Source organism: Aureispira anguillae, from assembly GCF_026000115.1.
Lineage (GTDB): Bacteria > Bacteroidota > Bacteroidia > Chitinophagales > Saprospiraceae > Aureispira > Aureispira anguillae.
This window is the reverse complement of the sequence record NZ_AP026867.1, coordinates 5733518-5760220: the sequence shown is the minus strand read 5'-3', so window position 1 is coordinate 5760220 and position 26703 is coordinate 5733518. Positions and strand designations below refer to the sequence as shown.

The 26703-nt window shown below is 36.3% G+C and carries 24 protein-coding genes and 5 tRNA genes; 19 read left to right on the top strand and 10 right to left on the bottom strand.

All coding sequences use genetic code 11. The features are described from left to right. The first annotated feature begins 164 nt into the window (after positions 1-164). The 3 genes from AsAng_RS22560 (at position 165) to AsAng_RS22550 (ending at position 4215) form a co-directional block, all read left to right on the top strand. Positions 165-980, top strand: coding sequence for a hypothetical protein (locus AsAng_RS22560; protein ID WP_264789364.1), 816 nt, complete (start codon positions 165-167; stop codon positions 978-980). A gap of 251 nt (positions 981-1231) precedes the next feature. Beyond that, on the top strand, positions 1232-2296 hold the full coding sequence (gene serC, locus AsAng_RS22555; protein WP_264789363.1) for a 3-phosphoserine/phosphohydroxythreonine transaminase: 1065 nt from the start codon (positions 1232-1234) through the stop codon (positions 2294-2296). A 95-nt stretch (positions 2297-2391) separates the two neighbouring features. Then, a complete protein-coding gene (locus AsAng_RS22550) occupies positions 2392-4215 on the top strand; it encodes a family 16 glycosylhydrolase (protein WP_264789362.1) in 1824 nt (607 codons plus the stop codon). 52 nt (positions 4216-4267) lie between these two features. Here the strand turns inward: AsAng_RS22550 and AsAng_RS22545 are convergent, their stop codons facing one another. The 5 genes from AsAng_RS22545 to AsAng_RS22525 form a co-directional block, all read right to left on the bottom strand. Then, the gene (locus AsAng_RS22545; RefSeq protein ID WP_264789361.1) at positions 4268-4933 is read right to left on the bottom strand and encodes a hypothetical protein; all 666 of its coding nucleotides are present in this window, start codon (positions 4931-4933) and stop codon (positions 4268-4270) included. 291 nt (positions 4934-5224) lie between these two features. Beyond that, positions 5225-6562 (bottom strand): membrane dipeptidase, encoded by a 1338-nt coding sequence (locus AsAng_RS22540; protein WP_264789360.1) that lies wholly within the window; start codon positions 6560-6562, stop codon positions 5225-5227. A gap of 265 nt (positions 6563-6827) precedes the next feature. After that, positions 6828-7490, bottom strand: a complete 663-nt coding sequence (locus AsAng_RS22535) for a hypothetical protein (RefSeq protein WP_264789359.1) — start codon at positions 7488-7490, stop codon at positions 6828-6830. A gap of 52 nt (positions 7491-7542) precedes the next feature. Continuing rightward, entirely contained in the window at positions 7543-9660 is a 2118-nt protein-coding gene (locus AsAng_RS22530) for a hypothetical protein (protein ID WP_264789358.1), read from the bottom strand. Between the two features lie 300 nt (positions 9661-9960). Further along, complete coding sequence (locus tag AsAng_RS22525; protein ID WP_264789357.1) at positions 9961-11799, bottom strand: S9 family peptidase; 1839 nt, start codon at positions 11797-11799, stop codon at positions 9961-9963. Positions 11800-12462: 663 nt separating this feature from the next. On the opposite strand from AsAng_RS22525, the gene lysS reads away from it, so the two are divergent. After that, positions 12463-14073 (top strand): lysine--tRNA ligase, encoded by a 1611-nt coding sequence (gene lysS, locus AsAng_RS22520; protein ID WP_264789356.1) that lies wholly within the window; start codon positions 12463-12465, stop codon positions 14071-14073. Between the two features lie 81 nt (positions 14074-14154). Here the strand turns inward: lysS and AsAng_RS22515 are convergent, their stop codons facing one another. Beyond that, positions 14155-14787, bottom strand: a complete 633-nt coding sequence (locus AsAng_RS22515) for a porin family protein (protein ID WP_264789355.1) — start codon at positions 14785-14787, stop codon at positions 14155-14157. 81 nt (positions 14788-14868) lie between these two features. On the opposite strand from AsAng_RS22515, the gene AsAng_RS22510 reads away from it, so the two are divergent. Further along, the gene (locus tag AsAng_RS22510) at positions 14869-15141 is read left to right on the top strand and encodes a hypothetical protein (RefSeq protein ID WP_264789354.1); all 273 of its coding nucleotides are present in this window, start codon (positions 14869-14871) and stop codon (positions 15139-15141) included. Between the two features lie 90 nt (positions 15142-15231). Here the strand turns inward: AsAng_RS22510 and AsAng_RS22505 are convergent, their stop codons facing one another. Genes AsAng_RS22505 through AsAng_RS22495 form a run of 3 tightly spaced genes read right to left on the bottom strand, consistent with a single transcriptional unit; the run spans position 15232 to position 18171 of the window. Continuing rightward, positions 15232-16404: a proline dehydrogenase family protein gene (locus tag AsAng_RS22505; protein ID WP_264789353.1), complete on the bottom strand. Its 1173-nt coding sequence runs from the start codon at positions 16402-16404 to the stop codon at positions 15232-15234. Between the two features lie 56 nt (positions 16405-16460). Further along, a complete protein-coding gene (locus tag AsAng_RS22500; RefSeq protein ID WP_264789352.1) occupies positions 16461-17198 on the bottom strand; it encodes a shikimate dehydrogenase family protein in 738 nt (245 codons plus the stop codon). 1 nt (position 17199) lies between these two features. Continuing rightward, positions 17200-18171, bottom strand: coding sequence for a DUF368 domain-containing protein (locus AsAng_RS22495; protein WP_264789351.1), 972 nt, complete (start codon positions 18169-18171; stop codon positions 17200-17202). A 373-nt stretch (positions 18172-18544) separates the two neighbouring features. On the opposite strand from AsAng_RS22495, the gene AsAng_RS22490 reads away from it, so the two are divergent. Further along, positions 18545-19732, top strand: a complete 1188-nt coding sequence (locus AsAng_RS22490) for an N-acetylmuramoyl-L-alanine amidase family protein (protein WP_264789349.1) — start codon at positions 18545-18547, stop codon at positions 19730-19732. A gap of 298 nt (positions 19733-20030) precedes the next feature. Here AsAng_RS22490 and lptC read toward each other — a convergent pair whose 3' ends face one another. After that, positions 20031-20603: an LPS export ABC transporter periplasmic protein LptC gene (gene lptC, locus AsAng_RS22485; RefSeq protein WP_264789348.1), complete on the bottom strand. Its 573-nt coding sequence runs from the start codon at positions 20601-20603 to the stop codon at positions 20031-20033. A gap of 552 nt (positions 20604-21155) precedes the next feature. Here lptC and hpf point away from each other — a divergent pair. The 13 genes from hpf to rplL all read left to right on the top strand — a co-directional run bounded on the left by hpf (position 21156) and on the right by rplL (position 26603). Beyond that, positions 21156-21452 carry a ribosome hibernation-promoting factor, HPF/YfiA family gene (gene hpf, locus AsAng_RS22480; RefSeq protein WP_264789347.1) on the top strand — a complete coding sequence of 99 codons (297 nt, stop codon included), beginning with the start codon at positions 21156-21158 and terminating at the stop codon, positions 21450-21452. A gap of 127 nt (positions 21453-21579) precedes the next feature. Next, a tRNA-Thr gene (locus AsAng_RS22475) sits at positions 21580-21653 on the top strand. A gap of 55 nt (positions 21654-21708) precedes the next feature. Further along, positions 21709-21791 (top strand) — tRNA-Tyr (locus AsAng_RS22470). Between the two features lie 14 nt (positions 21792-21805). Further along, positions 21806-21878 (top strand) — tRNA-Gly (locus AsAng_RS22465). Between the two features lie 79 nt (positions 21879-21957). Next, positions 21958-22029 (top strand) — tRNA-Thr (locus AsAng_RS22460). A gap of 77 nt (positions 22030-22106) precedes the next feature. Next, positions 22107-23294, top strand: coding sequence for an elongation factor Tu (gene tuf / locus AsAng_RS22455; protein WP_264789346.1), 1188 nt, complete (start codon positions 22107-22109; stop codon positions 23292-23294). Positions 23295-23360: 66 nt separating this feature from the next. Beyond that, a tRNA-Trp gene (locus AsAng_RS22450) sits at positions 23361-23433 on the top strand. 32 nt (positions 23434-23465) lie between these two features. Continuing rightward, positions 23466-23639 carry a preprotein translocase subunit SecE gene (gene secE, locus AsAng_RS22445; protein WP_264789345.1) on the top strand — a complete coding sequence of 58 codons (174 nt, stop codon included), beginning with the start codon at positions 23466-23468 and terminating at the stop codon, positions 23637-23639. 36 nt (positions 23640-23675) lie between these two features. Further along, complete coding sequence (nusG, locus tag AsAng_RS22440; RefSeq protein WP_264789344.1) at positions 23676-24251, top strand: transcription termination/antitermination protein NusG; 576 nt, start codon at positions 23676-23678, stop codon at positions 24249-24251. Between the two features lie 13 nt (positions 24252-24264). Further along, a complete protein-coding gene (rplK, locus tag AsAng_RS22435) occupies positions 24265-24708 on the top strand; it encodes a 50S ribosomal protein L11 (RefSeq protein WP_264789343.1) in 444 nt (147 codons plus the stop codon). A 104-nt stretch (positions 24709-24812) separates the two neighbouring features. After that, positions 24813-25511: a 50S ribosomal protein L1 gene (gene rplA, locus AsAng_RS22430; RefSeq protein ID WP_264789342.1), complete on the top strand. Its 699-nt coding sequence runs from the start codon at positions 24813-24815 to the stop codon at positions 25509-25511. Between the two features lie 41 nt (positions 25512-25552). Further along, entirely contained in the window at positions 25553-26086 is a 534-nt protein-coding gene (gene rplJ / locus AsAng_RS22425; protein ID WP_264789341.1) for a 50S ribosomal protein L10, read from the top strand. A gap of 139 nt (positions 26087-26225) precedes the next feature. Then, entirely contained in the window at positions 26226-26603 is a 378-nt protein-coding gene (gene rplL / locus AsAng_RS22420) for a 50S ribosomal protein L7/L12 (protein WP_264789340.1), read from the top strand. Positions 26604-26703: the final 100 nt, after the last annotated feature.

Genomic DNA, 26703 nt, shown 5'->3' with positions numbered 1-26703 from the left:
AATAATACCCCTCAAAGGTTGTATAGTTGCTTAGAAGGTCTTAGCTTTGATGTTCAATTTAATACTAGTTTGTTGAGAATCATGCTAAGTTTAATTAGCTTACATTTTAAAAGTAATGTGCTATGAACTTTTTTAAGCAAACAGACTATTTAAATGCAGTAATTATGCGACGTATATTCCTATTGTATCTATTTTTCTTAAAAGGGTTGATTTTTATCAATCCTATGGACTTGTGGGCTCAATCCAATCCATCAAAAACAGTAAAAAAAATCCAATCAGAGGTTTGTTGGAATTATCCAATTCAAAATAATCTTCCTACCAAAGAGGGCTATCGCTCTATTAAAACAGAATTTAATAGCTTGGGCAAAAAAATAAAAATGACCGCTTATCAAGCGGAAGGAAGTGTTGCTTATGAATACTTTTTTGAATATAAAGAAAGAAGCAGAGAAAGCTATTGGTTAATGCCTACTGGTGAAAAAATTAAGAGCGAAATAGAAAACTATAATCAGGATGGAGCCATTCTAAGTAGGATTCGTTTTAACACAGATGGTAGTTTATTGGATAAGCAGACGTTTGACTATGAAAAGGGGAGGAAAGTTAAAGAGGTTTATTGGGATAACAAGGGGCAGAAAATTTATGGAATTGAATATAGTTACCAAGAAGGGCAAAATGCCATTCGTGAGATTTATACCAATTACCTTACCCAAGAGCAAACCATAGGAGCGATTGAATTAGGGGGGCATGCTTTACCCACTTCTTATAGAGAATACAAATCTTCAGGACCTATTGTACGAAGTATCATTTATAAGCGAGATGAACAAGGACGAATTTTAAGCAAAAAAACATATTCTCCAAACAATCATTTAGAGGAAAAAGAAATCTATGAATACAAAGAGGGGGAGACAATATGTTCGGTTTATATAGATGGAGGTAAAAAAATGGTAGAGCAAGTTGTATATAGGTATACCTATCATAAATAATTTTTATTACTTAAGTAGATGGACAAAAATAATTAACATTAAATTGAATCTCTTTTGTCCGCTAAGCTTCCTTGAAAAGCCTCGCTTTAGCCCGCTAAAGCTACGTTTTGCAAGTCGTTAGCGAAAAAAATATACTCCAATTTTTAAACTACTAATTTTGTCCATCTACTTAGCTAACCATTGTCTTTTTCTGAATAGTAAACAACCTAATTAAATAAAGGGAGCGGTTCCCAAATCAAAAACAATCAATCATGAAAATCCACAACTTTAGTGCAGGACCAGCAATTTTACCACAAGTGGTTTTAGAAGAAGCTGCTAAAGCAGTTGAAAATTATGAGAATGTTGGACTATCCATCTTAGAAATGTCACACAGAAGCAAAGAAATTGTGGCGGTAATGGATGAGGCGCAGAGTTTAGTAAAACAATTGCTTAATTTGGGAGATGACTATTCGGTTTTATTTTTAACAGGAGGAGCTAGTTCTCAATTTTTTATGGTGGCCATGAATTTGCTCAATGAAGGAGAAAAAGCCTGCTATCTTGATACAGGGGTCTGGTCTACCAAAGCTATTAAGGAAGTGTCTAATTTTGGAACGGTAGAAGTATTGGCTTCTTCTAAGGAAGATAATTTTAATTACATTCCTAAGGATTGGACCACACCAGCAGATGCTAAGTATTTGCACATCACTAGCAATAATACGATTTATGGAACTCAATATCAGAATTTTCCAACAACAGAATCTATTTTGGTAGCAGATATGTCATCTGATATTTTTAGCCGAGAATTTGATGCTAGCCAATTTGGGTTAATTTATGCAGGAGCCCAAAAAAATCTTGGACCAGCAGGAACAACTTTGGTAATTGTTCGCAATGATATTTTAGGAACGGTTAACCGTGCTATTCCAACGATGTTGGATTATCGTACACACATCAAGAAAGCTTCTGCTTTTAATACCCCACCTGTTTATCCAATTTATGTATGCTTGTTGACACTGAGATGGTTGCAAGGACAAGGAGGACTTAAAGCAGTAGAAGCAATGAACAAGAAAAAAGCTGCTTTATTGTACGATGAAATTGATAGAAATCCATTTTTTAAAGGTACCGCAGCGGTAGAAGATCGTTCTTTGATGAATGTTACCTTTGCTGCCGACAGCCCTGCGCATGAAGCTGCTTTTTTGGCTTATTGTACAGCAAATGGTGTATCGGGAATAAAAGGTCATCGTTCTGTAGGTGGTTTCCGTGCATCTATTTATAATGCAATGCCTATGGAAAGTATTGAATTTTTGGTTAATTTAATGCAAAATTTTAAACCTGAATAATGAAGCAATTAAAAATTGAGTTGTGAACAGTGGCTATGGGGTTCGTAGTGACCTATATAGCGTTTTCACAGCTCAATTTTTATAAAGATTAGGATATGCTGTGCCTCAAAAAATGTAATGTACTTTTTATTTGTGTAATACTTTTCAACTTAATCTCTTGTCAATCTGGTTCTAGGACCGAAAATAAGAAAGAGGTAAAGGTTTATTACAATGGTTTTCCTGTTCCTGATGAGTACAAATCAGGTTGGGAAAAATTTGCACATTTTTTTCAAAAAGATACCAACTACGTGAATGATAATAGAGTCACTTTGGTATCGCCTCAGGCTTATAAGTTCTATCAGCCGTCTTCTACTTTGCCCAGTCGATCCAAGATGATTGTCCGAGAAGACTTAGAAGTGCATTTTTATCCATTGAATTTGGATACTGCTCAACAGTATCAATATGTGCATGAGTACAATTGCAAATACGAACCGCATAATTTTCGCTATGCTGATGTGGCTTATCCTAGTCCTTGCGAAAATGGACCTCACGCCAAGGAAAAGGCTAGGGCCGTTCTAATCAATAAAAGCGAAACCGTTAAGACCATCCGATGTCGTATGTTTTTTCAGAATACTTCTTATTGGTTTCCGACCAGTCCTGATGCGAATTTTAACACGAATGTACATTTGCAAAATTTTTATGGTGGGAGCAACTTGCTTGAGGTAGAATTGCAGCCAGGAGAAGAAAAGGAGGTGTTCTTAGAATATATTATAGGGCAAGATCCTAAGGGAAATGAACGAGCCAGCAAACAGTTTTATGGTCCTGCTCGACCAGGATCGTATGAGTTTATGTTGTGGGTATCCGAAGAGGAAGCCGATCCACTTGTTCAAGAAAAAATAGATTATACGACAATTAACCCCTTTGCTTATTTTCAGTCTAAATGGGTGAAAGGTGACGTTTCTGTTGTCGATAAAGTCGCTCATTTAGCCGCTACACATTTTAAGTTTGTAACCCATTTAGAGACATTTGATGGAGCCAATATTTATAAGCCTGGAACGGTCTATCTATTGAGTAATCGAGATGAAAAACCGCTCTGTGATACTTGTAATGGCTATTTTAAAGATGTTATTGCAGATGAATGGACGCCTGATGATTATTTCAAAGGCTATATTCACGATGCGCCAATGATTAAAGCTGAATATGGAAATCGGAAAGAGAATGTCCGAATTGATGAAAATGGTATTTATCTAAGATGTCCAGGATCTACCCCTGAAAAAAAACAAAAAACTTGGGGCGAGATCAAATTTGGACCTAGCTTTTTGTACGGTACGGTCAAAGTTGTTGCTAAGTTTTCTCAATTGAGAAACAAAGAAACACATACTCCTACAGGAATTGTACATAATTTATGGTTGTATCAATTTAACCACCCTTATGCGGACCCCATTCCTGGTCATCCTTATGCTCATATGGTAAATAGCCGAGGGAAACAACCATACGAGATTGACATTGAAATTTGGTCTAAAATTTACGAGGAAAATTGGGGCGGCGGCTCAGCCATCAATTACTCTATCGTAGATTATATGCGAGATGCTAATGTATTGGTTAAACCAGGAGAAGAGAAAGTAATTGATAATATACTAAAAGTAGATCGAGTTAATGATCGCCAACTAAATTATCCTGGAGAAGAATTATTGCACCAAGACTTTTTTAACCAATATCATCTCTATGAAATTATTTGGACGCCTCATGATGTTAGTTATCGGGTAGATGGTGAGCAAGTGGCAAAAATAGATTGGAGAATGGCAAAAATCCCTGATGAGTATACTTTTCTGTGGATAGGAAGCCCTATTTATCAAGATGGCACTTATTATGCGCAAGAAGGAATTCCTTTTTTACCAAACGATCGCTTCTCTCATATTCGATACATTTCTATTGAATAGTAAGAAAAATAGAATAATGGATGAACGTTGGGGTAGACCTTTTACCTAAGCATTAATTTTCTTTGGTAGTTTGGTCGATTTTGGCTTGTGTTAGAATTTTTTTGGTAGGTACAATGATATATTTACAATAAGCCACAGCCGTTGTGACTAAACCAATTCCCGCCAAAAAAAGCAAACTATAAGGAATCATAATTGCTTTGACAGGCAAATAGGTATCAAAAGAAGAAAATACAATTGTTATAATTGAAGCCATCAATGTGGTCATTGCACTCAAGGTTAACAAGGGGCGAATCCAAGTAGGACGAGTCTCCAAAAAACATTGGCGTAATGTAGCTTGATATAAAAAGTGATGGTGATCCAATCGAACCAATTGAATCGCTAATTTTTTTGCCATTTCGATATCCCCTAATTTTAAGTGGGCATATGTTTTTTTGTACAACATTGTCATATAAACATCTTCTCCATCAATATAGCGGACATTATGAATAATAGATTGTTCTAGAATATAATTGGCTATTTCAATATGGGTGTCGTATTCTTGCGTTTCAAAAAGAGCATTGGCATAATAATAAGACATAATTAGCCCTTCATTGAAAGGAAGATAATCAATGTCCTGATCATACTGCTCATAAAAACGGATAAGGTAGTAATAGTCAGAATATGGGATGGATCTAAAGTCCCTAAAAATTCTTGACGGCTCTGAATACTTTATGCTCATTTGTCGAAGAAAACAAAAGTGTCTATCAAATAAAATGTTATATTGTATATATGGTATTATTCAAAATAAACCATTAAAAATTCTACTATAAAAGTACTAAATAAAACGGAGTTTTGTGCGATTTGGTTGGTAGTTTCTAGAGAACAAGCTTTTTTTGAGAGAAAAAAATTATTTTTTGAGCAAAATTTATATAAGAATGAACTAGGTTTGCACTGAATCTCGAAAAATACGACTACAGTAATGTACCGTTCTATGGGGATTAACTGGATAGTAAGCACTTTGTCAGGAAAGTTATTTCCATTGCTGTTTATTTTCTCTAAAATATTCCCATAATTGTATAAAACGTTCAGAAGAACGAAGAATGGGAGCTAAGTCAACTCCTTCTTTGTCCAAGAGTCGCCACTGAGAGGCTAATAAGCCAGGATGTGCTAAACCTTCTAGTTCTATAGCTTCATAGTTTTTGGTAGAATCAATGGGGTAACAACCTTTTTTGCCAATACGGGGGCGGCTATGATTGAGCCAACCATTAAAATCACTTTGAAAACCAATGGCATATTTTACCTTTTCCTCTTCACTTAAGTTAGCAAAGGAAATGGAGCTATCGCCTCTGATCAGACCAATATTAGCTTCAATATACTGTTGAAGTGCTTGATACATAAATTTATAAGAATCTACCGATCCAGGGCAGTGACAACCTGCTTGTATTAAGCTATCTTCTTTGTTGATGTAGTACGGCTGGGATTTAACCAATTGCATTTCCATACCACTAATGGGCAAAGCCATGAAACCATTCAATTGATAAATAGTAAGAATTTCTTCGCCACTAATAGAACGAGCGTTGTTTTTGATGGCTTTAAAGCAATCGTGAGTGGATAAAGGGGGAATTTTTTCTTGGGTCATAAAAGCAAGCGCATCTTTTCTAGTTTGGCTTTCCATATGAGTTAGATCGGTCATAATGCCTGCCTGAGCCAACCATTTGATGGCTTTTTTGCCCTTTTCTGTTAGCCCACGTTTTTTTTTGCCTTTTATCGCTCCCTTAAAATTTAGAAGTGTGGTAAATAGTCCAGGGCGTACAGCGGCACTGCCATATTCAGAATCGACCAAATGCATCAAGGTGATAAAGGCAACCCCCTGTTTTGCCCAAAATTCAGCATCTTCCAAGCTATTAATCAATTGTTTTCCACCTTCTATAGAATGTATAATAATAGTCTTATGGCTATTTTTGATGTGGTACCTGACCTCCTGAGCGGTTTTGGCTACTACAAAATCCTCTGCGTGTTCTGCTGCAAACTGATTGACATAATTGAGTTGTTTTAGAATAACTTTTCTGGCTTTTTTGCGACTTTTTACCCATTCAGAGGTCAAGGCACCTGCTACAATAATTCGAGCCCCTTTATTATTTTTCCAATAATTGGCATAATTAACATTTTTAAATTGATGGAGATGGGTGAGGTGAGGAGGACTGTTTTCATCAAAAAAAACAAAACCATCGCCAAAAAAATTGTATGGAACATGCATCGTAGGGTGCATTTGCATATCCATATAGACTCTTATATTTTGTTCCAAACTATCTTGGGCAAGCAAAAAATGGGATAAAAGTAGTGTTGTTATAACGAAGAATAATTTCATGATTTATCGGCAATAAATAGTAAGAATTATTGGTTAGCTAGTCTGTTTGTGAGCTAAGCAATTGAACGCTGTTTGGTTTTAATGATAAAAAAGACCAAAAGGTTCTCTTAAAACAGAATTAACCATTATTATAACAAAAAATACCCTCTCCCTAGTGTTCTGTATAGAGTGAATTATTATTTTGGAAGGTCACCCCCTCTAAGAAGTTTTAATGGGGACCATTATGGGTTTGATCGTCCATTAAATCCCAATACAAGCCTTTTTTCTAATCTTTTACACAAAAGGCATAACCTCCTTTTGTGTGAAAAACGGAGTCTTCACTACAAATTAGACGCCTATCAGAAGAAGATGTATATTGACAGAGACCATCTACTAAATAATGATTGGATTGCCCATTATTAGTATAGGCATAGGTGTCAGGCCATAAATATTCCCAACAGTCCGTATTCCCTATATTTAAATCTTTATTCTTTTCCTTATCAATAAAAACATCAGCTAAACGAATAGATGTATTATAACAACCCTTCTTCTTAGGAATCAAACCTATTTTAAATTTCTTCTCATTAATACTCTTAAAATGAAAATGGGTGTATACAAATCCATTGACTTCTGTTGTTACCTTTCCAATTTCTGCGTGAATATCAAATAAATGAGTTGTGTTATAAACAAAATCAGTATCAATTTTACTAGTAGATAAATTAAAAAAAAGTTCATAGTTTGTAAAATCAAAATAATTCCCACTATTCTTATCCAATAGTTGATTGGGCAAATCGATTTCATACCAGATGGTATCGTCTATAGAAAAAACATCTTTTGGGGTTATCGATAGAGGAAATTCAAAACCATATTTAATAGAGCAACCTGGGTTTTTAGAACCACAAGCAGCAGTTAAAAACAATGGTAATAACAAAACATATATTTTATACATCACAATAACATTAAAAAACAAGCTTAGAAAAACTCTAAGCTTGCATGATGAATTAATAACCATATTCTTTATATAAGGTATCAATGGCATTTCTTTGATTAGGATGAAAATTAATCAGAGCATCTTTTACCTCATGGACTAACTCAGGACTATTTGTCGTTAAGGCTGAAAAAATTTCGACATTGGTGAACCCTGATACGCTATCTTTTACGGGATCTGGAATATTTAATGGGGGACCATTATGCGTTCGATCGTCCATCAAATCCCAATACAAGCCCTTTTGCAGCCAATACAAATTCTGATAATAATGATTATGAGGATTATCTCTTTCAGATTTTCTATACACAAATTTCTTTCTTTTCTTATCATCTAAATCCAAAAACCTAGCAGAGACTTCATTATTTAGACCATAATGCAAATCTGCAAAATAATTCCCAATATGATAGCCCCACGATTCGATTAAAGCACATCGTTCATAATCTGTAGTCCCCTTAAGACCATAACCTCCATTGGCTATAATTCGTTGAATATTGCCAACCCAATATTCATTTTTATTGGACAAGGCATAATAATGAGCCGCATGCCCGCATTCATGATAAATGGTTTCTTTTACTGGATCTGATGTAAGCTCAATCTCTCGCCCTCCATACTGATAAATTATATCGGGTAAATTAGCCAGCATGTGGGTTAAAAACAAAGGCATCATTGTCCCCACCAATGCCCCCGTACCTGGCAAAAACATATCCACTAAGCCCATGGTCGTAAAACCAGCCGTTGTGCCTACAAAACTAAAACCTCCTGCAATCGTCATTCCTGCCCCTGGGCTTGTTCGCATGATATGGGATAACATAGGAGCAGAAGCCGCACCTCCTTCATTCATCAACATAATATTCAGATCAGGAGCAGCAGGCGGTAGCCCTTCCTGTGCAGCATACCAATCGTATTCATAAACCGCATTATTGGTTAAGGAAGCAAACCAAAGCATTCTGTGTAGGCTGCTATTGTCAGTATGCCGATGATGTCGAATGTTTAAGTTGTTATAACCTGAAATATGAATGCCTAAATTCTGAACAATGGGATGCCCAAACTCTGCAATATACAAATCTCTTAGACCACTTATTTTGAGTCGATTGCTTTCGTATTTCAAAAAGCCTTGGATCGGACCAAAATAGTTAAAGGGAATGTACCAACAGCCCTCATTGGTAGTCCAAACACTTCTACCCGTAAACCACAGATCTCGAATGTAAATTTCTACATTTTTTACCCCCTCCCAACCCAATTGGGTATCTTCTACTCGTACACAGCCCCCAGGTTTGCTGCCAAAAACGCTGATTGGGCAATCGCAGCGATTACTGGTTGTACCTCCTGTATTGGTCGGTAAGCCTGTAACGGTGGCATTGTGCAAACAAAAGGGCCATAAAGGTCCCAGCCGACAAGGAAGCCCAAAGGGCTGTATGGTTCCGCCATTGGTTGTTGTTGTTCCATCACAATCCACATCATCCGCCAAGCAATTGGGATAATTGGGACAAGTAGGGGCACAAAAGTTGACTAGCTCATTCTTCGCATTGTAATAATCATTGCCCGTACGGCGAAAGGCTTCTGCGGTTAAAAAAGAAGAATAAGGGGCTAAGACCAATTCATCTATAAGGGTATAAGTGACTCCCGCAGGAAATTGAAAGTCGGGCTTAACCACTGCATATTGATAGGTGATTGCTCCTGCTGGAAGACTTGGATCGTGGTAAAAGTTACCTGCTTGCTCGATCTCATATTCCAAGGGAAAATCAAATAAATGAGGATCATTTTCATGGATGTCATTATTGGCTACAGCATAGGAATTAATCGCCTGTTGTAACTCCTTAAGTTCTTGTGGTGTTTGTGGATGAAACCGAACGTACCAATGCGTAGCAGGCAATGCGGTTTCGCTATCGGAAGGGTACAATTGGTTCCATGCAGCGGTCATATTGGCGACCGTATAAGGATTAACTCGCTTGGCACCAAGGACAGTTTGCTCAATGGTTGTGTTTAAGCTTCTTGCTCCTACTACGGTTGGAGGTAAAGATGGCGTTTGAGTAGTGTTGTTGTGCATGGATAGCTTTTCCTTTTGGCAGCCCCAACAGCTCAAGGACAAAAAAAGCAAAAAAATGCTTTTTTGAAAAATTGGGTGATTCATAAAAAATAAGTTGAATGAAAAAAATAGAACTAAGACAGGAACAATGCTTTGACAAGCGGGGAATTTGCTCCTCTATAAGCAATTCTATTACTTTTTATTCTTTAAAACAAAAATATGATTATTTTTCATGTAATACAATATGAAACACTATAAATAACTGTAAATCAATTTATAAAAACTTATTTATTTTATGCATTTTTTCTGCTTCAACAGATCATTCTGCCCCATAAAATATTAGTGCTAGGTATAAAATATACCTAGCACTAATATATGTTTTTGCTGCTTTATAAAAAACTTCAATTAGTTGTTCTGAAGTTGTAAGGTCAAATGCTTCTCTAAGAATTTTTCCATTCTACCGTAAAACTCAAAGCGATTTTCTTGATTGTGGAAGCCATGCCCTTCATTCTCTTTTAAAATATACTCTATTGCGACTCCTTTCTCTCGCAAGGCAGCAACCATTTGATCCGATTCATCTTGGTTGACACGGGGATCTTTAGCTCCTTGAGCAATCAATAAAGGAGCTTTGATTTTATCAACATGAAAAACAGGAGAAGTAGCTCGCATCCGAATACTATCTTCGGGATTAGATGGATCACCAACCATTTCATGTAGCATTTTTAGATAAATTTCCCAATAAGGGGGGATGGTTTCCATGAACGTGAATAAGTTAGAAACACCAACATAGTCAATGGCACAAGCATATAAATCGGGAGTAAAGGTAATTCCTGCTAAGGTGCAATAACCACCATAACTACCACCATAAATAGCGATTCTAGAAGGATCGGCAATGCCTTCATCAATTAACCATTGAACGCCATCGGTAACATCATCTTGCATTTTGAGTCCCCATTCTTGAAAAGATGCTTCCCAGAATTGGCGACCATAACCCGTACTTCCTCTAAAATTCATTTGGAGAACGGCATATCCTCTATTCGCTAAAAATTGAACTTCAGGATTAAATGTCCAAGCATCTCTAGCCCAAGGACCGCCATGAGGGTTGATGATAACTGGTAAGTTTTTGTGCTCAACATTTTTTGGCAAAGTTAAATAGCCATGAATGGTTAAGCCATCCCTAGATTTATAGTTAATGGGCTTCATTTCCGCCAATTGATCCTCTTTTAACCAAGCACTAACTTCCGTTATTTTCTCTAGTTGATCGGTTGTTTTGTCATAGAAATAATAAGCTCCTAATGAGCGATCACTATAAGTACGAACAACAAATTTATCTTCTGATTTATTGGTACTGGTGATGACTACTTCGTATTTACCTAAATCCCGTTCTAGGCGTTTATACAAATCTTCGACCTGTTGATCTACAAATTTGTGTTGACGTTTCCACGTAACATAAGAAATGGTTGTTGGGACTTGACGTTGACGAGAGTAAGACATATAAGAAACATCAACTTCAGGATGCTCAAAAATTAATTCTAATTCTTCTCCTGTTGCAATATTCATTTTGACAACCGCTGTTTTATCTCTCCCTCTATTGGACAGTGCATAAACGGTTTCATCGTTATCAAAATCAAAGTACATGGGATGTACTGTTTCTTTAAAATTAGTCGTTAATACGATATTGAAGTTGTCTTGTTCTGTTTTTCGATACAACACAGAAGTATTGACACCATCTGTAGCAATTGCAATACGCAACTGTCCCTTGTGATCCGTAATCCAACTGGATATGTTGCCAGGGTTTTCGGCAAGTTGTTTTGTTTCTCCTGTACGGATATTGATTCTGTACGGATCGAATACTTGGGGAATGCGCTTGTTCATCCCAATAATTAGATGTTCTGGATCGTTCTCCAAGTCGTCAATAATATCTACTTTAACATTCTCAAAAGGAGTTAAATCTTTTTCATCTTTTCCTTCTTTTGTTACCGAGAATAAATGATAGTTTTCATCGCCATCAAAATCACGAACAAAAATTAGACGCTCGTCATTGGCCCAGAAAAAACCTGATAAATCACGGTCTGTTACTTGAGTAATTTGCTGAATTTCTTCCGTTCCAATTTTTTGTACAAAAATATTTTTGCGATTTTGGTAAGGAGCTAAAAACGCAAAATACTCTCCATTGGGAGATAAGGAGTAAGCTGTTTTTTCAGGATTTTTAAAAAAATCTTCTAAAGGAATAGTAGCTATCATATTGTTGGTATTAGTTGATTCAGATGGAATACATGCACTCATAGATAGCACACATACTAGTAATATGAAATTACGAAAATAATTTATGACATTCCAACTCATTACAGATTGAATTTTTCTTTGTATTAGGTCTTATTATGAAACAATTATTTATTCGTTTTGCCAATGACAAAAATTCATAAATTTAGATTTCATAATAAACGCTGTGACTTAGGTACTAAATGTTATCTAAAGTAGAGATACTTTAAGAAAAAACAGACTCTTTTAGACCAAAGAGAATTTGTTTTCGATAAACAAAGATAGCATTTTTAGTAAGTCTGGATGTTATTTTAGTGTTTCCTAAAGCTAACTTTCTGTTCATTCGTTTATATAAAAAGAAGCCTTGTTCTTGTTTATCAGTAGTTTGTCCAATATAAAATACGTTCTTATATGAGATATTTTAGAAGGACAGTTTTGTCATTGGCTATTTAATACGGTGAAGTGATGGAGTAGAGAAATGTTTATGAAGCAAATATAAAAGGCAAAGAACCTGCATTTTATAAGTTTGTCTCAATTTTATGAATTGATTTCTATATTTTTGAACTATCTTTGCGGCTTATTGTGTTATTAAGCAACCAATAGATATTTTTATTTATTCACAGATATATTAAATCCTGTTTTAAAATGGCATTTAGTGAAACAGAAATTGCAGCAATGAACCAGAAAATAGATGGTATTGTAGCAACGGGCATACTTGGTGAGCGTAAATTGAACGACCAAGATATGGCAAGATTAGAAAATTTGAAAGGATTATTAAATTTAAAGATCAATCCTTATCCAGCAGAAAAATTTGATGTTACCCACTATGCCAAGGACATAAAACAGGAATTTAATGAGGAAAATGTAGAAGCATTTGCAGAAGTTTCCCTTGCAGGTCGTATTATGGCTAAAAGAGGAAAAGGAGCCGTTTTGTTTGCTGAAATACAAGATTCTACGGAACGTATTCAATTGTTTATCAAGCGAGATGCGCTTTGCCCAGACGAAAACAAAGATTTCTATAACCTTGCTGTTAAGAAATTATTGGACTTGGGAGACTATGTAGGGGTAAGAGGCTCTATTTTTAAAACTAAAATGGGCGAAATTTCAGTTCGTGTTAATGAATTTATCTTCTTAAGCAAATCCTTGCGTCCTTTGCCTGTTGTAAAAAGAGATGAAGAGGGAAATATATTCGATGGTTTTACCAATCCAGAGTTGCGTTACCGTCAGCGTTATGTTGATTTAACGGTTAACCCAGAAGTTAAGGACGTGTTTGTAAAGCGAGCAACCTTGTTGAAAACCATGCGTAATTTCTTTGATAGCAAAGGTTGGATGGAAGTAGAAACGCCTATTTTGCAAGCTGTTCATGGAGGAGCTGCTGCACGTCCATTCGAAACGCATCACAACACCTTAGATATGGGCTTGTATATGCGTATTGCTAACGAATTGTACCTAAAACGCCTTATTGTTGGTGGTTTTGAAGGGGTTTATGAAATTGGCAAAATGTTCAGAAATGAAGGAATGGACAGTACGCATAATCCTGAGTTTACGGCAATGGAAATCTATGTCGCTTACAAGGATTATATCTGGATGATGAAGATGGTAGAGGATCTATTAGAAAAAATTGCCATGACCTTACATGGTAAAACAACAGTAGAGGTAGGCGAACATACCATTGAATTTAAAGGTCCTTACCGCAAATTATCGATGTATGACTCTATCAAAGAATATACAGGAATTGACGTTTCTGAAATGGATGAGGCAGCGTTGCGTCAAGTGTGTCAAGATTTGCATATTGAGGTTGATGAATCAATGGGCAAAGGAAAATTGATTGATGAAATCTTTGGAGAAAAAGTAGAAGCAAATCTCATTCAGCCTACTTATATTACCGATTATCCAATCGAAATGACGCCCTTAGCTAAAAAACATCGTACAAAAGATGGTTTGGTAGAGCGTTTTGAGTTGTTTATGATGGGGAAAGAAATCGCCAATGCGTATACTGAATTAAATGATCCTATTGACCAAAGAGAGCGTTTTGTTCATCAATTGGATTTGGCCAACCGTGGTGACGATGAAGCAATGGTTTTGGACGAAGATTTCTTGCGTGCTTTAGAATATGGTATGCCTCCAACCTCAGGTTTGGGGATTGGAATTGACCGTTTGGTGATGATGATGACCAATCACAGTTCTATTCAAGAGGTATTGTTTTTCCCTCAAATGAAACCAGAGGTAACACAGGTAAGTGCAGAGGTAGAATAATCTACAGATACTACTAAATATATAAAGGTCGTCTTAAGCATATTGTTAAGACGACCTTCTTTTTTTATACTAATTGATGGATTAAAAACGAAACAGCAATCGGATAATAATAGAACGATTGATGGCATAACTAATGTTTGACCTTAGAGGACTCTCTACAATGGTAATAAAAGAGCGAGACCAGCGGAAGTTTAGCCCCCAGTTTCTAGTAAAAAAGAAATTGGCATCCAGCATAAACATAAAGTCATTTTTGAGGAAAGGATCAACAAAACCAGGCACATCGTTGAGACGAGTCCCATATTGTTTGATCGTTGCATTGAGCAGTCGGCTATAAGAAAAACCAGCACCAATCATAACTCGCATATAATTTCGATTCTTTTTGTCGGTTGCTTTCCAATCTTTATAATAAAAAAGAACAGGTACCTCCATATAATCCAAATGATACAATTTGTCAATATAATCGACATAACTTCCTTTTTGCGAAAATAAAATTTCGGTACACAACTCCATGCGTTCCCCCAAACGAACTCCACCTCTGGCACCTCCATTAAAGCCTACTTTACTATAAGAACCATCCTCATCGCCATCTATTTGTGAGATATTAATGCCTGCTACAAGGGTAGCGGTAAAACGTCCTTCTTCGTCGTTTTTTTGTGCTGTAAGGACTTGAATAGTACCACAAAGGACGAAGAGGATTATCATTGATAATTTCATTGGAAATTTGCTTTTTTGAAAAAAAAATAACATTTTGGTCACTTGCTCTACAACCAATAACAATAGATTGATTTAAAGAAAATGACAAAGAAGAAGCTTAAATATACACCTACAAACTTAAAAAAGTTAGAAAACGTATTTAAAGAAGCAGGATACAAGATTATTTACGAAAAGGGACATTTCAACTCTGGCTATTGCATCGTAAATGAACGTAATACAATTGTAATCAATAAGTTTTATAAAACAGATACCCGTATAGGCTGTCTTCTATCTATCCTAAACGAGATAGAAGTAGAAACTGAGGGTATGGAAATTACAACTTTAACATTTTATCAGGGGCTTATGGCAAGTTAACGTTACCAAAATAGCTGTTGATTGCTTTTAAGTCGATTTGAAGAGAGTATAGTACCGTTGTTCTTCAAATCGACTTTTATCTAAGATTTTTTATGCTTTTTTTCGGCGAATAATTTCTTGGCGGATTAACCCCAATTCACGGCTCACCTCACCATCTACTGCGGAATTTTCTTGCGCACGACGAATCAAATAAGGAATAACATCTGCAACAGGACCAAACGGGACATATTTGGCAACATTATAGCCTGATTTTGCCAAGTTAAAGGTTAAGTTATCACTCATTCCATACAGTTGACAGAAATTAAAGTGAGGATGCTCTTTCGGAATGTTCATTTCTTCCATCAATTGCAATTGATATTGGGTGCTATACTCATTGTGAGAAGCAACACAAGAACCAATTTGCTCATAATTTTCTATACAGAACTTAACAGCAGCATTGTAGTCAGCATCACAGGCTGCTTTATCAGGTTGGATGGGAGAGGGGTAGCCCATTTCTTTGGCGCGTTCTCGTTCTTTTTCCATATAAGCTCCACGTACCAATTTTGCCCCTAAAATATAGCCTTTTTCTTGAGCCAAGGCAAACGATTTTTTAATGAATTCTAGTCGATCGTGTCGATACAACTGAAACGTATTATAGACCGTAACACAAGTTTTGTTGTAACGCTCCATCATCACATCTGTCAATTGGTCAATTCCCCCTTGCAACCAACTTTCTTCAGCATCAATAAATAAAGCTACCTTAAGCTGATGCGCTTCACGACAGATAATATCGAGGCGATCTACAGCCTTTTGATAGGTACTTTCTTCCTTAGCATCAAGTTGCCCTTGGCTAGTAATTTTGTCTAATAAACTATTTTTTGTCAGACCAGTCACTTTGCAACTCACAACGGGAACTGTATCATGTTCTGCGGCAAAACGAATGGACTTAATTGTTTCTTGTACAGTAAGGTCAAATGCGGCATCATCCTCTTTCCCCTCTGCACCATAATCTAGAACAGTTCCGACTTGATAAGCAGCTAGTTCACTGACCGTTTTGCGGCATTCATCAAGCGTTGCTCCTCCGCAAAATTGCTTGAAAATGGTTTTTTTTATAATTCCTTTGATGGGCATTTTGAGTTGCAATGCCAAGAGCGTCATGTTGCTGCCCAAATTAACCAATAGATTATTACTCATCATTTTGAATAACCAATTGGTTTGTTTTAACTCTTTGTTTGACTTGCGCTCAAAAGCGATAGCCGTATTTGAAAAATCAACCTTAGCCATAACTATTAGACTTTATTTTCTTATAAAATTAGTGTATAGATGACTGACAGAGCAGCTTAGTGAGTCCAAATTTCCCAAGCTCTGTCAGCTTGTAAATGTAACATTTGCAAACCATTGATAACGGTAGCCCCTTTTTTTGTTCCTTTTTGCATGAACAAGGTCTGTTTGGGGTTATAGATTAAATCAAAGAGCAAATGCTGTTTTTTTATAGCTTCATAGGGTAATGGGGGGAAACGATGAATATTGGGAGACATACCTAAAGGGGTCGTATTAATAATAATCAAATGACTGTGGATTACTGAGGTCGTTAAATCATCATAGGTCAAGACGTTTTCTTTAGCAGTTCTAGATACCAATTGATAGGGGATGTTCAGTTCTTTTAGGGCGTAAATCACAGCTTTAGAAGCGCCCCCTGTTCCTAAAACTAACGCTTTCGATTGTCGCTGAAGAGGGCTTAATTGCTGTTCTAGGCTAGCTTGAAAACCATAAACGTCTGTATTGTGTCCAATTAACTTTCCTTGCTGTATTTGTATGGTATTTACAGCGCCAACCTTTTGAGCTTGGCTCGACAAGCCATCTAGAAATGGAAGGATTGCTTGTTTGTAAGGAATGGTGACATTAAGCCCTTTTAAATTGGGCTCATGGGCTAATAATGTCTTAAAATCCTCTATTTGTGCTAGAGGAAATAACTTGTAGATACAATCTTTAATTCCCTCCTGTTGAAATTTCTGCTCGAAATAGCTAGGAGAAAAAGAATGTTGTAATTGTCGACCAATTAATCCAAAAGTTTTCATCTTACTCTTTTGTCATGTTATTGCCCAATCGTTCTAATAAAAAAACAATAGAGAAACCAACAATTAATAAAATTAAACACCACAAAATATACGTTTCACCCAAATAATTACTAGGCATAACATTTTCCATCAACCAAGGTACTTCATTGCCATGGCTATCAATTCGAGTTCTAGCAACATTTTGCCAAGGCCATACTTTATTTAAAGAACCAATCATAAAACCAGCGAGTACTGCTAAGGTGGTGTTTTTATAATTCTTAAAGGTCCAAGACAATAAATGCGAAAAAGACAGCAATCCGACAATACAACCAGCCATAAAAATAAGTAAGAACACAATGTCCATTTCTGTTGCTGCATTAAGAACATGTCGATACATTCCCATTAAGAGCAAGATAAAACTACCAGATATACCAGGAAGAATCATTGCTGAAATAGCAATTGCTCCTGCCAAAAAGACCATCCAATAAGCCGTTGGTGCTTCTGTTGGAGCAACTATGGTAATTATATACGCAACAATTCCCCCTAGAATTAGCCCCACAATAGCCGATGGATTCCACCGTTCTACTTGTTTTATGATGTAAATACTTGAAGCGATAATTAATCCGAAGAAAAAGGCCCAAAGCAGTTGAGGATAGTTTGCTAAACACCATTTTAACCCTTTGGATAACGTAAATAAACTCACAAAAATCCCTGCAAATAAAGCGACCAAAAAAGTACCATCAATATGTTTCCATGCTGCATTAAATCCTTCTTTGAACAACAATCGAATGGCGGTAGGATTAACCGATTTAATGGCATTGAGCAATCGTTCATAAATGCCTGTGATAAAAGCAATTGTTCCACCAGAAACGCCAGGGACTACATCTGCAGCACCCATCGCAAGTCCTCGAAGAAAAATAAAAATATATTCGATCGAATTAGTAGGTTTCTCTACGGATGAATTGCCATCCAAAATTGGTTCATTATTACTCATGCTCTCTCTTTTCGTATGGGATTGAATTTTATATAAAATGGATTATGATTAATCTATTTACTACTTCAATAAGTAATAGATGATTCAACATTTCTAAAAATACAAATGTAGCGAACGCTGAATAGCTTGCCTAGTAATAGCCCTAAATTTTTTGTAGATTCTAAATTTATTTAGATTTAATTCTGTACAATTCTAATAACTTGTTTAGTTTTGCAATTTGCAGTTTATTTTTCTGTTATAGTAAGGGTATGTCATTAGATGAGAATGACTAAGCTATTGTAGTCTGTAGAACTCCTCATTTTATTACAGGGTATGAATGTTCAGTAGTGACTTGCAAATCAACTCTAATCTCCTCATATTTTTAATAGTAGTAATGTTGAATACAAACCTCTATCAATTCGTTTTATTTCTAGTTATAACTGCTTTTTTGTATAGCCCAGAAACAAAAGGGCAATCTAAAAAAGAATACATTAGGGCTGTTGCTCAAAAAGGCGATGGAATATATCTATTGTTAGGACGTTATCATTTGGATCGAAACGCCTGTAGTCTGGAGCAATTTTGTAAACTAAATAAGTTAAAAAAGAATGCTAGCCTAAAATTGGGCAAAAGTTACAAATTGCCTATTGTCAAATATAGGTATAATCAAAAATCAATTCGATCAACTGCTAACATCAAGGATTGGCAAAGTGCTAAACGAGTAGAACGCTACAATGATTTGATGGTAGAGCTGGGGTATAAAGCAAGCGATTTTAGGCGTGGAACCAGAGAGTTATGGGTGCCCTATCATATGAAATATTGCCCTTTGGATGTTTCTAAATTTGTGCCTAAAAATCGAAATTTCCCTATCTTTGGCGAAAAATATGCTAAGGTGCCACTAAAAGATGATAAACTGGCTGGAGCGGTTTATTATATTGTAGCAGGGCATGGGGGACCAGATCCTGGAGCTATGGCAAAATACAAGGGGAAATATCTTTGTGAAGATGAATATGCCTATGATATTTCGCTGCGCTTAGCACGTAATTTGGTAGAGCATGGTGCAGTTGTCTATTTTATCGTTCGAGACAAAAATGATGGTATTAGAAATGCAGAATACCTAAAATCAGATATGGATGAACGTTGTTGGCCGAATGCAGTAATTCCTGTAGGACAAAAAGCTCGTTTGACGCAGCGATCGGATATTATTAATGAGTTGTACGAACAAAATAGGCGCAGAGGAGTAGATTATCAACGATTGATAGAAATTCATGTTGATTCTAGGATGAAATCTAAGCGTATAGATTTGTTCTTTTATTATTATCCTACTAGTCAAGGAGGAAAAGCATTGGCAGCTAAATTACACCATACCATGAAAAAGAAATATGCCGCCAACCGAAAATCAGGAGAGTATCATGGTTCGGTTATTCCTAGGGATTTACACATGCTGCGTGAAGTAAAGCCCTTGCCTGTTTTTATTGAGGTGGGTAATATTCAAAATCCCAATGACCAAAAACGTATTTTGTACGCTAGCAATCGACAAGCTTTGGCAGATTGGTTGGAAGAGGGGCTCTTAAAAGATTATTAGGTATAAGAAGAATACTATGTAATGCTAGTTTTTATAATTTGATAATTTGAAGATGTAAGAGTTCATTACTCCGCTAGAAAATCGTATCAAATTGATAATCAGTAAAATAGTTTTTTGTTGACTAAAATGTTAAAACGCTGATTATCAATTTAATACAAGATGTTTTTTTATGTTTTTTGTTAAAAACTAAAAAAAACAGCGGAGTATTAAGAGTTGTAACGCATCTTCAAATTATCAAATTTTTTTTAGAAAAGAATATAGGTTAGCTGCTTTTGATGCATTCAAAATTGGATTCGTATTAGAAAGGGCTATCCATCATATTTTTTTGCTCCATTTGTCCACTAACGTTGTAAATTTCCCAATCTGTAAAATCTAAATTAGATTTAAATCCATACCCTTCTATAATTTGCGTGGGGGTAGTGATTTTTACATATTTAGTAGAATAGATTTTTTCAGCTGGTTCATCCCAGATCAACTCTTCTGTTTCTAGCATTTCATTTTTATTGTTCCAAATAAAGACACTATCCCTTAAGTAAACTTTTCGTTCTTTTTCAAATTGCTCAGCATATTTTGCTGTCATTTTACTCGTTTGGATATGTTGATCATTATAAAAATCAGCGTCAACTCCATCTGGAAAAACTTGTTTGGGGGTATCTCTAGCAATATAGCGCAAAAGGGTAGGGGCATGAATCGCTACTCGAACAACGGAAGAATCGCTATACAATAGTTCAATTCCCTCTGCTCGTTCAATTCCCACATCATCTTTTAGTGTTATATTATCTAGGTCTTTCATTTCATTCCCCGAACAAGCACTATTAAGGAGCAGGAAAAGAAAAATTCCATATTTTAGATTGATGGTAGCTCTAAACATTGAGTCGTTGTTTTGTTGTAAGTATATCTGAATCAGAGAGCAACAAATATAGTCCTTTTAGGGCATATTTTTTTTATTTTATGAGTATGCTAACATATCTCCTTGTTGGTCTAAGAATAAGATAAAAATAGGACGGAAGTGATTTAAAAAATAGACTATGTTAAATTTGGAAATGCAGACATTAAATGTTAAGTTTATATGAAACTATTATAAGAAGGTTGTTGTTGATAAAGGGAACAAAAGATTCCCAATATCTAAAAAACAATAAGCCTAAATAGTAGTTTGTTTAATTAGCAAAACAAAAAACAATTTTAAGGTTATTGTTTGCTCCTTTTATAGAGAAAAAGGATAAAATTGGTCAATTAAAGATCAAGAGTAGATTAGTTTATTGAAAATAAGGGATGAATGGTAGCTTTAAGTTGTATTAGAAATACAATGCAATTGTAAATAAAAATAAAAATCTATCATTAGACCATAAGCTTTGGAATTAATTAATCAAGCTTTGTGTTCTTATGGTAGAAAAAGATTAACCAATAAAAAAACGAGTGGCCTATGGAAATTCGCACGCAAGCCGTCAATTTTGATGCAGATTCTAAATTAATGGAGTTTATTGACAAAAAATTGGGCAAATTAGAAACATTTTATGACAATATTGTCAGTACAGATGTTTTCCTAAAATTAGAAAAAACAGGGCAGGTACAGGATAAGGTAGCAGAAATAAAAATAAAAGTTCCTGGTTCTACTTTGGTGGCAAAAGAAACAAGTAAATCCTTCGAAGAGTCCGTAGATTTGGGCGCTTCATCGTTACGAAGACAACTAATCAAGTACAAGGCAAAAAAAAATAATTAAAAAAAAGTTTAGTTTTTTTTTGAAAAAATTTGGAGATAAAAAAAAAGGTTGTATATTTGCATTCGCTTAGTGGGAACAACGTCTACTAAGAGTTCTTAAGAAAGGCAAGTGTATAACCTTTTTTTACGCCGATATAGCTCAGCTGGCTAGAGCAGCTGATTTGTAATCAGCAGGTCGTGGGTTCGAGTCCCTCTATCGGCTCTAAGTAAAAAGATACACAAAATAATTTCAACAGAATTTTTAATTTTGTTGAGTTGGGGGTGCGCCGGAGTTGGAGAGCCGGGCCAGACTGTAAATCTGGTGACTATGTCTGAGTAGGTTCGAGTCCTACCACCCCCACAATTCGCTTTTAAGCGGGAGTAGCTCAGTTGGTAGAGCATTAGCCTTCCAAGCTAACGGTCGCGGGTTCGAGTCTCGTCTCCCGCTCAAATATAAGCATAGAAAAGGGAATGGTTCATTCCCTTTATTTGTTTATTATTGAGAATATTAACTTTTTGACAATTTTGCCAACGTAGCTCAGGGGTAGAGCACCACCTTGGTAAGGTGGGGGTCGGCAGTTCAATTCTGCTCGTTGGCTCGACAACTTGGCAGAAAAGTAGTATTTCCTATTTTTCAAAAAATATTTTAAAACTTTTTAATTTATCTAGACTAACCATGGCTAAAGAAACGTTTGATCGCTCGAAGCCCCACGTAAATATTGGTACAATTGGACACGTGGATCATGGTAAGACCACTCTTACTGCTGCAATAACTAATGTTTTAGCAGATGCTGGTCTTGCTGAGAAAAAAGACTATACAACTATTGACTCTGCTCCAGAGGAAAAAGAGCGTGGTATTACTATTAATACTGCTCATGTTGAATATGAAACAGCTAATCGTCACTATGCACACGTTGACTGTCCAGGTCACGCCGATTATGTGAAAAACATGGTAACTGGTGCTGCACAAATGGATGGTGCTATTCTTGTAGTTGCTGCTACTGATGGTCCTATGCCTCAAACTCGTGAGCACATCCTTCTTGCTCGTCAAGTAGGTGTACCTAAGATTGTTGTTTTCATGAACAAAGTTGATCTTGTTGATGATCCAGAAATGCTAGAATTAGTAGAAATGGAAGCTCAAGAAATCTTAGAATCTTATGGTTTTGAAGATTGTACAATTGTTCAAGGTTCTGCTCTTAAAGCTCTAGAAGGTGATGCTGCTGGTGTTGCTGCTATCAACGAATTGATGGCTGCTGTAGATGCTGATATTCCTTTGCCTGAGCGTGATGTAGATAAGCCTTTCTTGATGCCTATCGAGGATGTATTCTCTATTACTGGTCGTGGTACTGTTGCTACTGGTCGTATCGAGCGTGGTGTTATCAATACTGGTGATGCTGTAGATATTATCGGTTTCATGGAAGATGGTGAAAAACTTACTTCTACTGTAACAGGTGTTGAGATGTTCCGTAAAATCTTGGATCGTGGTGAAGCTGGTGATAACGCTGGTTTGTTACTACGTGGTGTTGAGAAAACAGCATTGAAAAGAGGTATGGTAATCTGTAAGCCTGGTTCTGTTAAGCCTCATACTAAATTTACTTGTGAAGTATATGTATTAGGTAAAGATGAAGGTGGTCGTCACAAGCCTTTCTTCAACGGTTACCGTCCACAGTTCTACTTCCGTACTACTGACGTAACTGGTGCTATCGAATTGCCTGCTAATGTAGAGATGGTAATGCCAGGTGATAACTTGACTATTACAGTTGAATTGATCGCTCCTATCGCTATGGAGAAAGGTCTACGTTTCGCTATCCGTGAGGGTGGTCGTACAGTAGGTGCTGGTCAAGTAACTGAAATCTTAGAATAATAAAGACCTAGCGTCTTTTAGCATAAAATAGAAGGGTTGAGCATCTATTTGCTTAACCCTTCATCTACGGGTGTAGCTCAATTGGTAGAGCATCGGTCTCCAAAACCGAGGGCTGGGGGTTCGAGTCCCTCCACCCGTGCTAAATTTTCATCAGAATTCATACTAGCAACAATGGTTGAATATTTTAAACGTAGCATGAAAGAACTTACCGAAGAGGTAACTTGGCCTACTTGGGCTGAATTGCAAAAAACAACTGTTGTTGTTATTGCAGGTTCTGTGTTTTTGGCGTGCCTAATAGCATTAATGGATTTTATTTGGGTTAATGTATTAGGTATTTTATATTAATACAATCTTAATTATTAAGAAGTAAATTTTGCGATTATGGGCGCTGTAGAAACGAAATGGTATTGCTTGAGGGTAGTCTCTAATAAAGAACGTAAAATCAAAGAACGTTTAGATCTAGAAATAGATCGTAATGGTTGGAGAGATCTTGTTCCCAATATTATTGTCCCTACAGAGAAAGTTTACAAAATCCGTAATGGTAAAAAAGTAATCCAAGAACGTACGCTTACTCCTGGTTATATTTTAGTAGAAGCCGTAGTAAGAAATACTCCCACTGGTATGAAATCCTCGCTGAATGGCAATGTCATTCAAGCTATGACCTCCATCAAAGATGTGATCCACTTTTTAGGAAAGAAAAATCCTATTCCAATGAGAGATCACGAAATCACAAGAATTTTAAGTAAGGTTGACCAATCGTCTGAAACGGGCGAATCTTTAGCAGATCCATTCTTAGTAGGAGAGGACGTTAAGGTGACTGATGGACCCTTCAAGGATTTTCCTGGTGTGGTCAAAGCGGTTAATGAGGAAAAGAAAAAACTCACAATCATTACCAAAGTATTTGGTAGAGAGACTGAGGTTGAATTGAACTTTATGCAAGTTGAAAAAAACTCTTAAATATTTGTAAGTAATGGCAAAAGAAGTCGAAACATTTATTAAGCTACAAGTAAAAGGAGGACAAGCAAATCCAGCTCCACCAGTAGGTCCTGCATTGGGTGCCAAAGGTGTTAATATCATGGAATTCTGCAAGCGTTTTAATGCAGATACCCAAGATAAAATGGGTCAAATTTTGCCTGTAATCATTACTGTATTCAAAGACAAATCTTTTAGCTTTGTTATCAAAACTCCTCCAGCTGCAGTTCAGTTATTGAAAGCTGCTGGTCTAAAAGGTGGTTCTGATCAGTCTAACCGTAATAAGGTGGGTTCAGTTACTTGGGATCAAGTAAAGGAAATCGTCGAAAACAAAATGCCTGACCTTAACTGTTTTACAGTTGAATCAGGTATGAAAATGGTTGCGGGAACGGCTCGAAGCATGGGGATCAATGTTACTGGAACAGCTCCTTGGGACAACTAGTAAAATGAATGCGCAAGTGCAAAACATGTACTTGAAAAAACAATTCTATTAAAAAGTAAGTAATAACAACCTCGTTTACTTATTTAGAAAATTTAATTATCAAAATGGGAAAAATTACTAAAAAGAGAGCAGAAGCAGAAAAGAAAATTGAAGCTGGCAAGCTCTATTCCCTAGAGGAAGCAATGGCTCTTGTTAAAGAGGTCAATATTGCGAAATATGATGCGTCTGTGGATTTACACATCCGTTTAGGAGTAGATCCTCGTAAAGCTGACCAAAATCTTCGTGGCACCATTACCTTGCCTCACGGTACGGGTAAAGACAAGAAGGTTTTAGCTCTTTGTACTCCAGATAAGGAGGAAGAAGCTAAAGCTGCTGGTGCTGATTACGTAGGTTTGGATGAATACCTTACTAAAATGCAAGGTGGTTGGTTAGATATTGACGTTATCGTTGCAATGGCGAACGTAATGCCAAAGCTTGGTCGTCTAGGTAGAGTATTAGGACCTCGTGGACTAATGCCTAACCCTAAATCTGGTACTGTAGTTACTGCTGGTCAGAGTTTGGGAGATGCTATTAGCTCTATCAAAAAAGGGAAAACTTCTTTCCGTGTTGACAAATACGGTATTGTTCACACTCCTATTGGTCGTGTTTCTTTTACGGCTGACAAATTGTATGACAATGCAAAAGAAGTATTAAACACATTGACTAAAATAAAGCCTTCTTCTGCTAAGGGAACTTATATGAAGAGTATTACAACGGCTACTACTTGCAGTCCTGGTGTTGCTATCAATACTAAATTAAAATAATTGGCAAACTCTTTTGATCAAGCTTTAAAAATTAATATAAAATGACAAAAGCAGAAAAAACGTTAGTTATCGAAGAGTTGGCTGGGAAGTTTGCGGATAGTAAATACTTCTATGTAACAGACTGCTCTGAACTAAATGTTGAAACAATAAATAAATTAAGAAGAACATGCTTTGAGCAAGATATTCAACTAAAAGTAGTTAAGAATACCTTGATCAAAAAAGCGTTGGAAAAAGCCGCTACTACCAATGAAGAGAACTATGAAGATCTTTATGGTGTACTAAAAGGCGCTTCTGCGTTGATGTTCACTGAAACTGGTAATGCTCCAGCCAAACTAATTAAAAAATTTAGAGAAGACAATGAAAAGCCTGTATTAAAAGCAGCTTTTGTTGAATCTGAAGTTTATGTTGGCGATGACCAATTGGATGCTTTAGTTAGCATCAAATCTAAAGAAGAGCTTATCGGCGATATCATTCTATTGCTCGAATCTCCTATCAAAAACCTTGTGGGATCTCTACAGTCTGGTGGAAACACTATCTCTGGGTTGCTTAAGGCTTTGGAGGAGCGTGGCGAATAGCAATTTTGCTCTGAATAAAGTTGTTACTGTTACGGAACGACTTTTTATTGATGAATATTCTGAGCTTCCACAAAGGTATTCTTCATAAATATTTTATTTAGAAACTTATTTCTTAGGAAATTTAAAATTATCAATTAAAATGGCTGATCTAAATCAATTAGCAGAAGAACTAGTAAACTTATCAGTAAAAGACGTTAAAGAATTAGCTGATATTCTTAAAGAAACTTATGGCATTGAGCCTGCTGCTGCTGCTGTAGCTGTTGCTGCTGGTCCTGGCGCTGGTGGTGCTGAGGCTGCTGCTGAAAAAACTGAATTTGACGTTATGTTGAAATCAGCTGGTTCTGCTAAGTTGAAAGTAGTTAAAGAAATCAAAACTCTATTGGGTGTTGGTCTTAAAGAAGCAAAAGAACTTGTAGATGGTGCTCCTTGCGCTGTTAAAGAGGCTGCTCCTAAAGACGAAGCTGAAAGCTTAAAAGCTGCTTTGGAAGCAGTAGGTGCTGAAGTAGAGTTGAAATAATAAAAGGATTGGTGATATTCTGCATACACCTATACTTTTAGATATAAGTGTGGGCTTAGTTACCTCAAGGTAGCTAAGCCTATTGCTCTATTAACGATCT

What these genes read in the sequence shown, in the direction of transcription:
- rplL (WP_264789340.1), top strand. Translation starts at nt 26,226, where the DNA reads ATGGCTGATCTAAATCAATTAGCAGAAGAACTAGTAAACTTATCAGTA.
- secE (WP_264789345.1), top strand. Translation starts at nt 23,466, where the DNA reads ATGGTTGAATATTTTAAACGTAGCATGAAAGAACTTACCGAAGAGGTA.
- AsAng_RS22510 (WP_264789354.1), top strand. Translation starts at nt 14,869, where the DNA reads ATGACAAAGAAGAAGCTTAAATATACACCTACAAACTTAAAAAAGTTA.
- AsAng_RS22550 (WP_264789362.1), top strand. Translation starts at nt 2,392, where the DNA reads ATGCTGTGCCTCAAAAAATGTAATGTACTTTTTATTTGTGTAATACTT.
- AsAng_RS22560 (WP_264789364.1), top strand. Translation starts at nt 165, where the DNA reads ATGCGACGTATATTCCTATTGTATCTATTTTTCTTAAAAGGGTTGATT.
- serC (WP_264789363.1), top strand. Translation starts at nt 1,232, where the DNA reads ATGAAAATCCACAACTTTAGTGCAGGACCAGCAATTTTACCACAAGTG.
- AsAng_RS22515 (WP_264789355.1), bottom strand. Translation starts at nt 14,787, where the DNA reads ATGAAATTATCAATGATAATCCTCTTCGTCCTTTGTGGTACTATTCAA.
- AsAng_RS22530 (WP_264789358.1), bottom strand. Translation starts at nt 9,660, where the DNA reads ATGAATCACCCAATTTTTCAAAAAAGCATTTTTTTGCTTTTTTTGTCC.
- lptC (WP_264789348.1), bottom strand. Translation starts at nt 20,603, where the DNA reads ATGTTTAGAGCTACCATCAATCTAAAATATGGAATTTTTCTTTTCCTG.
- AsAng_RS22505 (WP_264789353.1), bottom strand. Translation starts at nt 16,404, where the DNA reads ATGGCTAAGGTTGATTTTTCAAATACGGCTATCGCTTTTGAGCGCAAG.
- AsAng_RS22545 (WP_264789361.1), bottom strand. Translation starts at nt 4,933, where the DNA reads ATGAGCATAAAGTATTCAGAGCCGTCAAGAATTTTTAGGGACTTTAGA.
- rplK (WP_264789343.1), top strand. Translation starts at nt 24,265, where the DNA reads ATGGCAAAAGAAGTCGAAACATTTATTAAGCTACAAGTAAAAGGAGGA.
- AsAng_RS22525 (WP_264789357.1), bottom strand. Translation starts at nt 11,799, where the DNA reads ATGATAGCTACTATTCCTTTAGAAGATTTTTTTAAAAATCCTGAAAAA.
- AsAng_RS22535 (WP_264789359.1), bottom strand. Translation starts at nt 7,490, where the DNA reads ATGTATAAAATATATGTTTTGTTATTACCATTGTTTTTAACTGCTGCT.
- nusG (WP_264789344.1), top strand. Translation starts at nt 23,676, where the DNA reads ATGGGCGCTGTAGAAACGAAATGGTATTGCTTGAGGGTAGTCTCTAAT.
- AsAng_RS22490 (WP_264789349.1), top strand. Translation starts at nt 18,545, where the DNA reads ATGTTGAATACAAACCTCTATCAATTCGTTTTATTTCTAGTTATAACT.
- AsAng_RS22500 (WP_264789352.1), bottom strand. Translation starts at nt 17,198, where the DNA reads ATGAAAACTTTTGGATTAATTGGTCGACAATTACAACATTCTTTTTCT.
- lysS (WP_264789356.1), top strand. Translation starts at nt 12,463, where the DNA reads ATGGCATTTAGTGAAACAGAAATTGCAGCAATGAACCAGAAAATAGAT.
- rplA (WP_264789342.1), top strand. Translation starts at nt 24,813, where the DNA reads ATGGGAAAAATTACTAAAAAGAGAGCAGAAGCAGAAAAGAAAATTGAA.
- AsAng_RS22540 (WP_264789360.1), bottom strand. Translation starts at nt 6,562, where the DNA reads ATGAAATTATTCTTCGTTATAACAACACTACTTTTATCCCATTTTTTG.
- AsAng_RS22495 (WP_264789351.1), bottom strand. Translation starts at nt 18,171, where the DNA reads ATGAGTAATAATGAACCAATTTTGGATGGCAATTCATCCGTAGAGAAA.
- tuf (WP_264789346.1), top strand. Translation starts at nt 22,107, where the DNA reads ATGGCTAAAGAAACGTTTGATCGCTCGAAGCCCCACGTAAATATTGGT.
- hpf (WP_264789347.1), top strand. Translation starts at nt 21,156, where the DNA reads ATGGAAATTCGCACGCAAGCCGTCAATTTTGATGCAGATTCTAAATTA.
- rplJ (WP_264789341.1), top strand. Translation starts at nt 25,553, where the DNA reads ATGACAAAAGCAGAAAAAACGTTAGTTATCGAAGAGTTGGCTGGGAAG.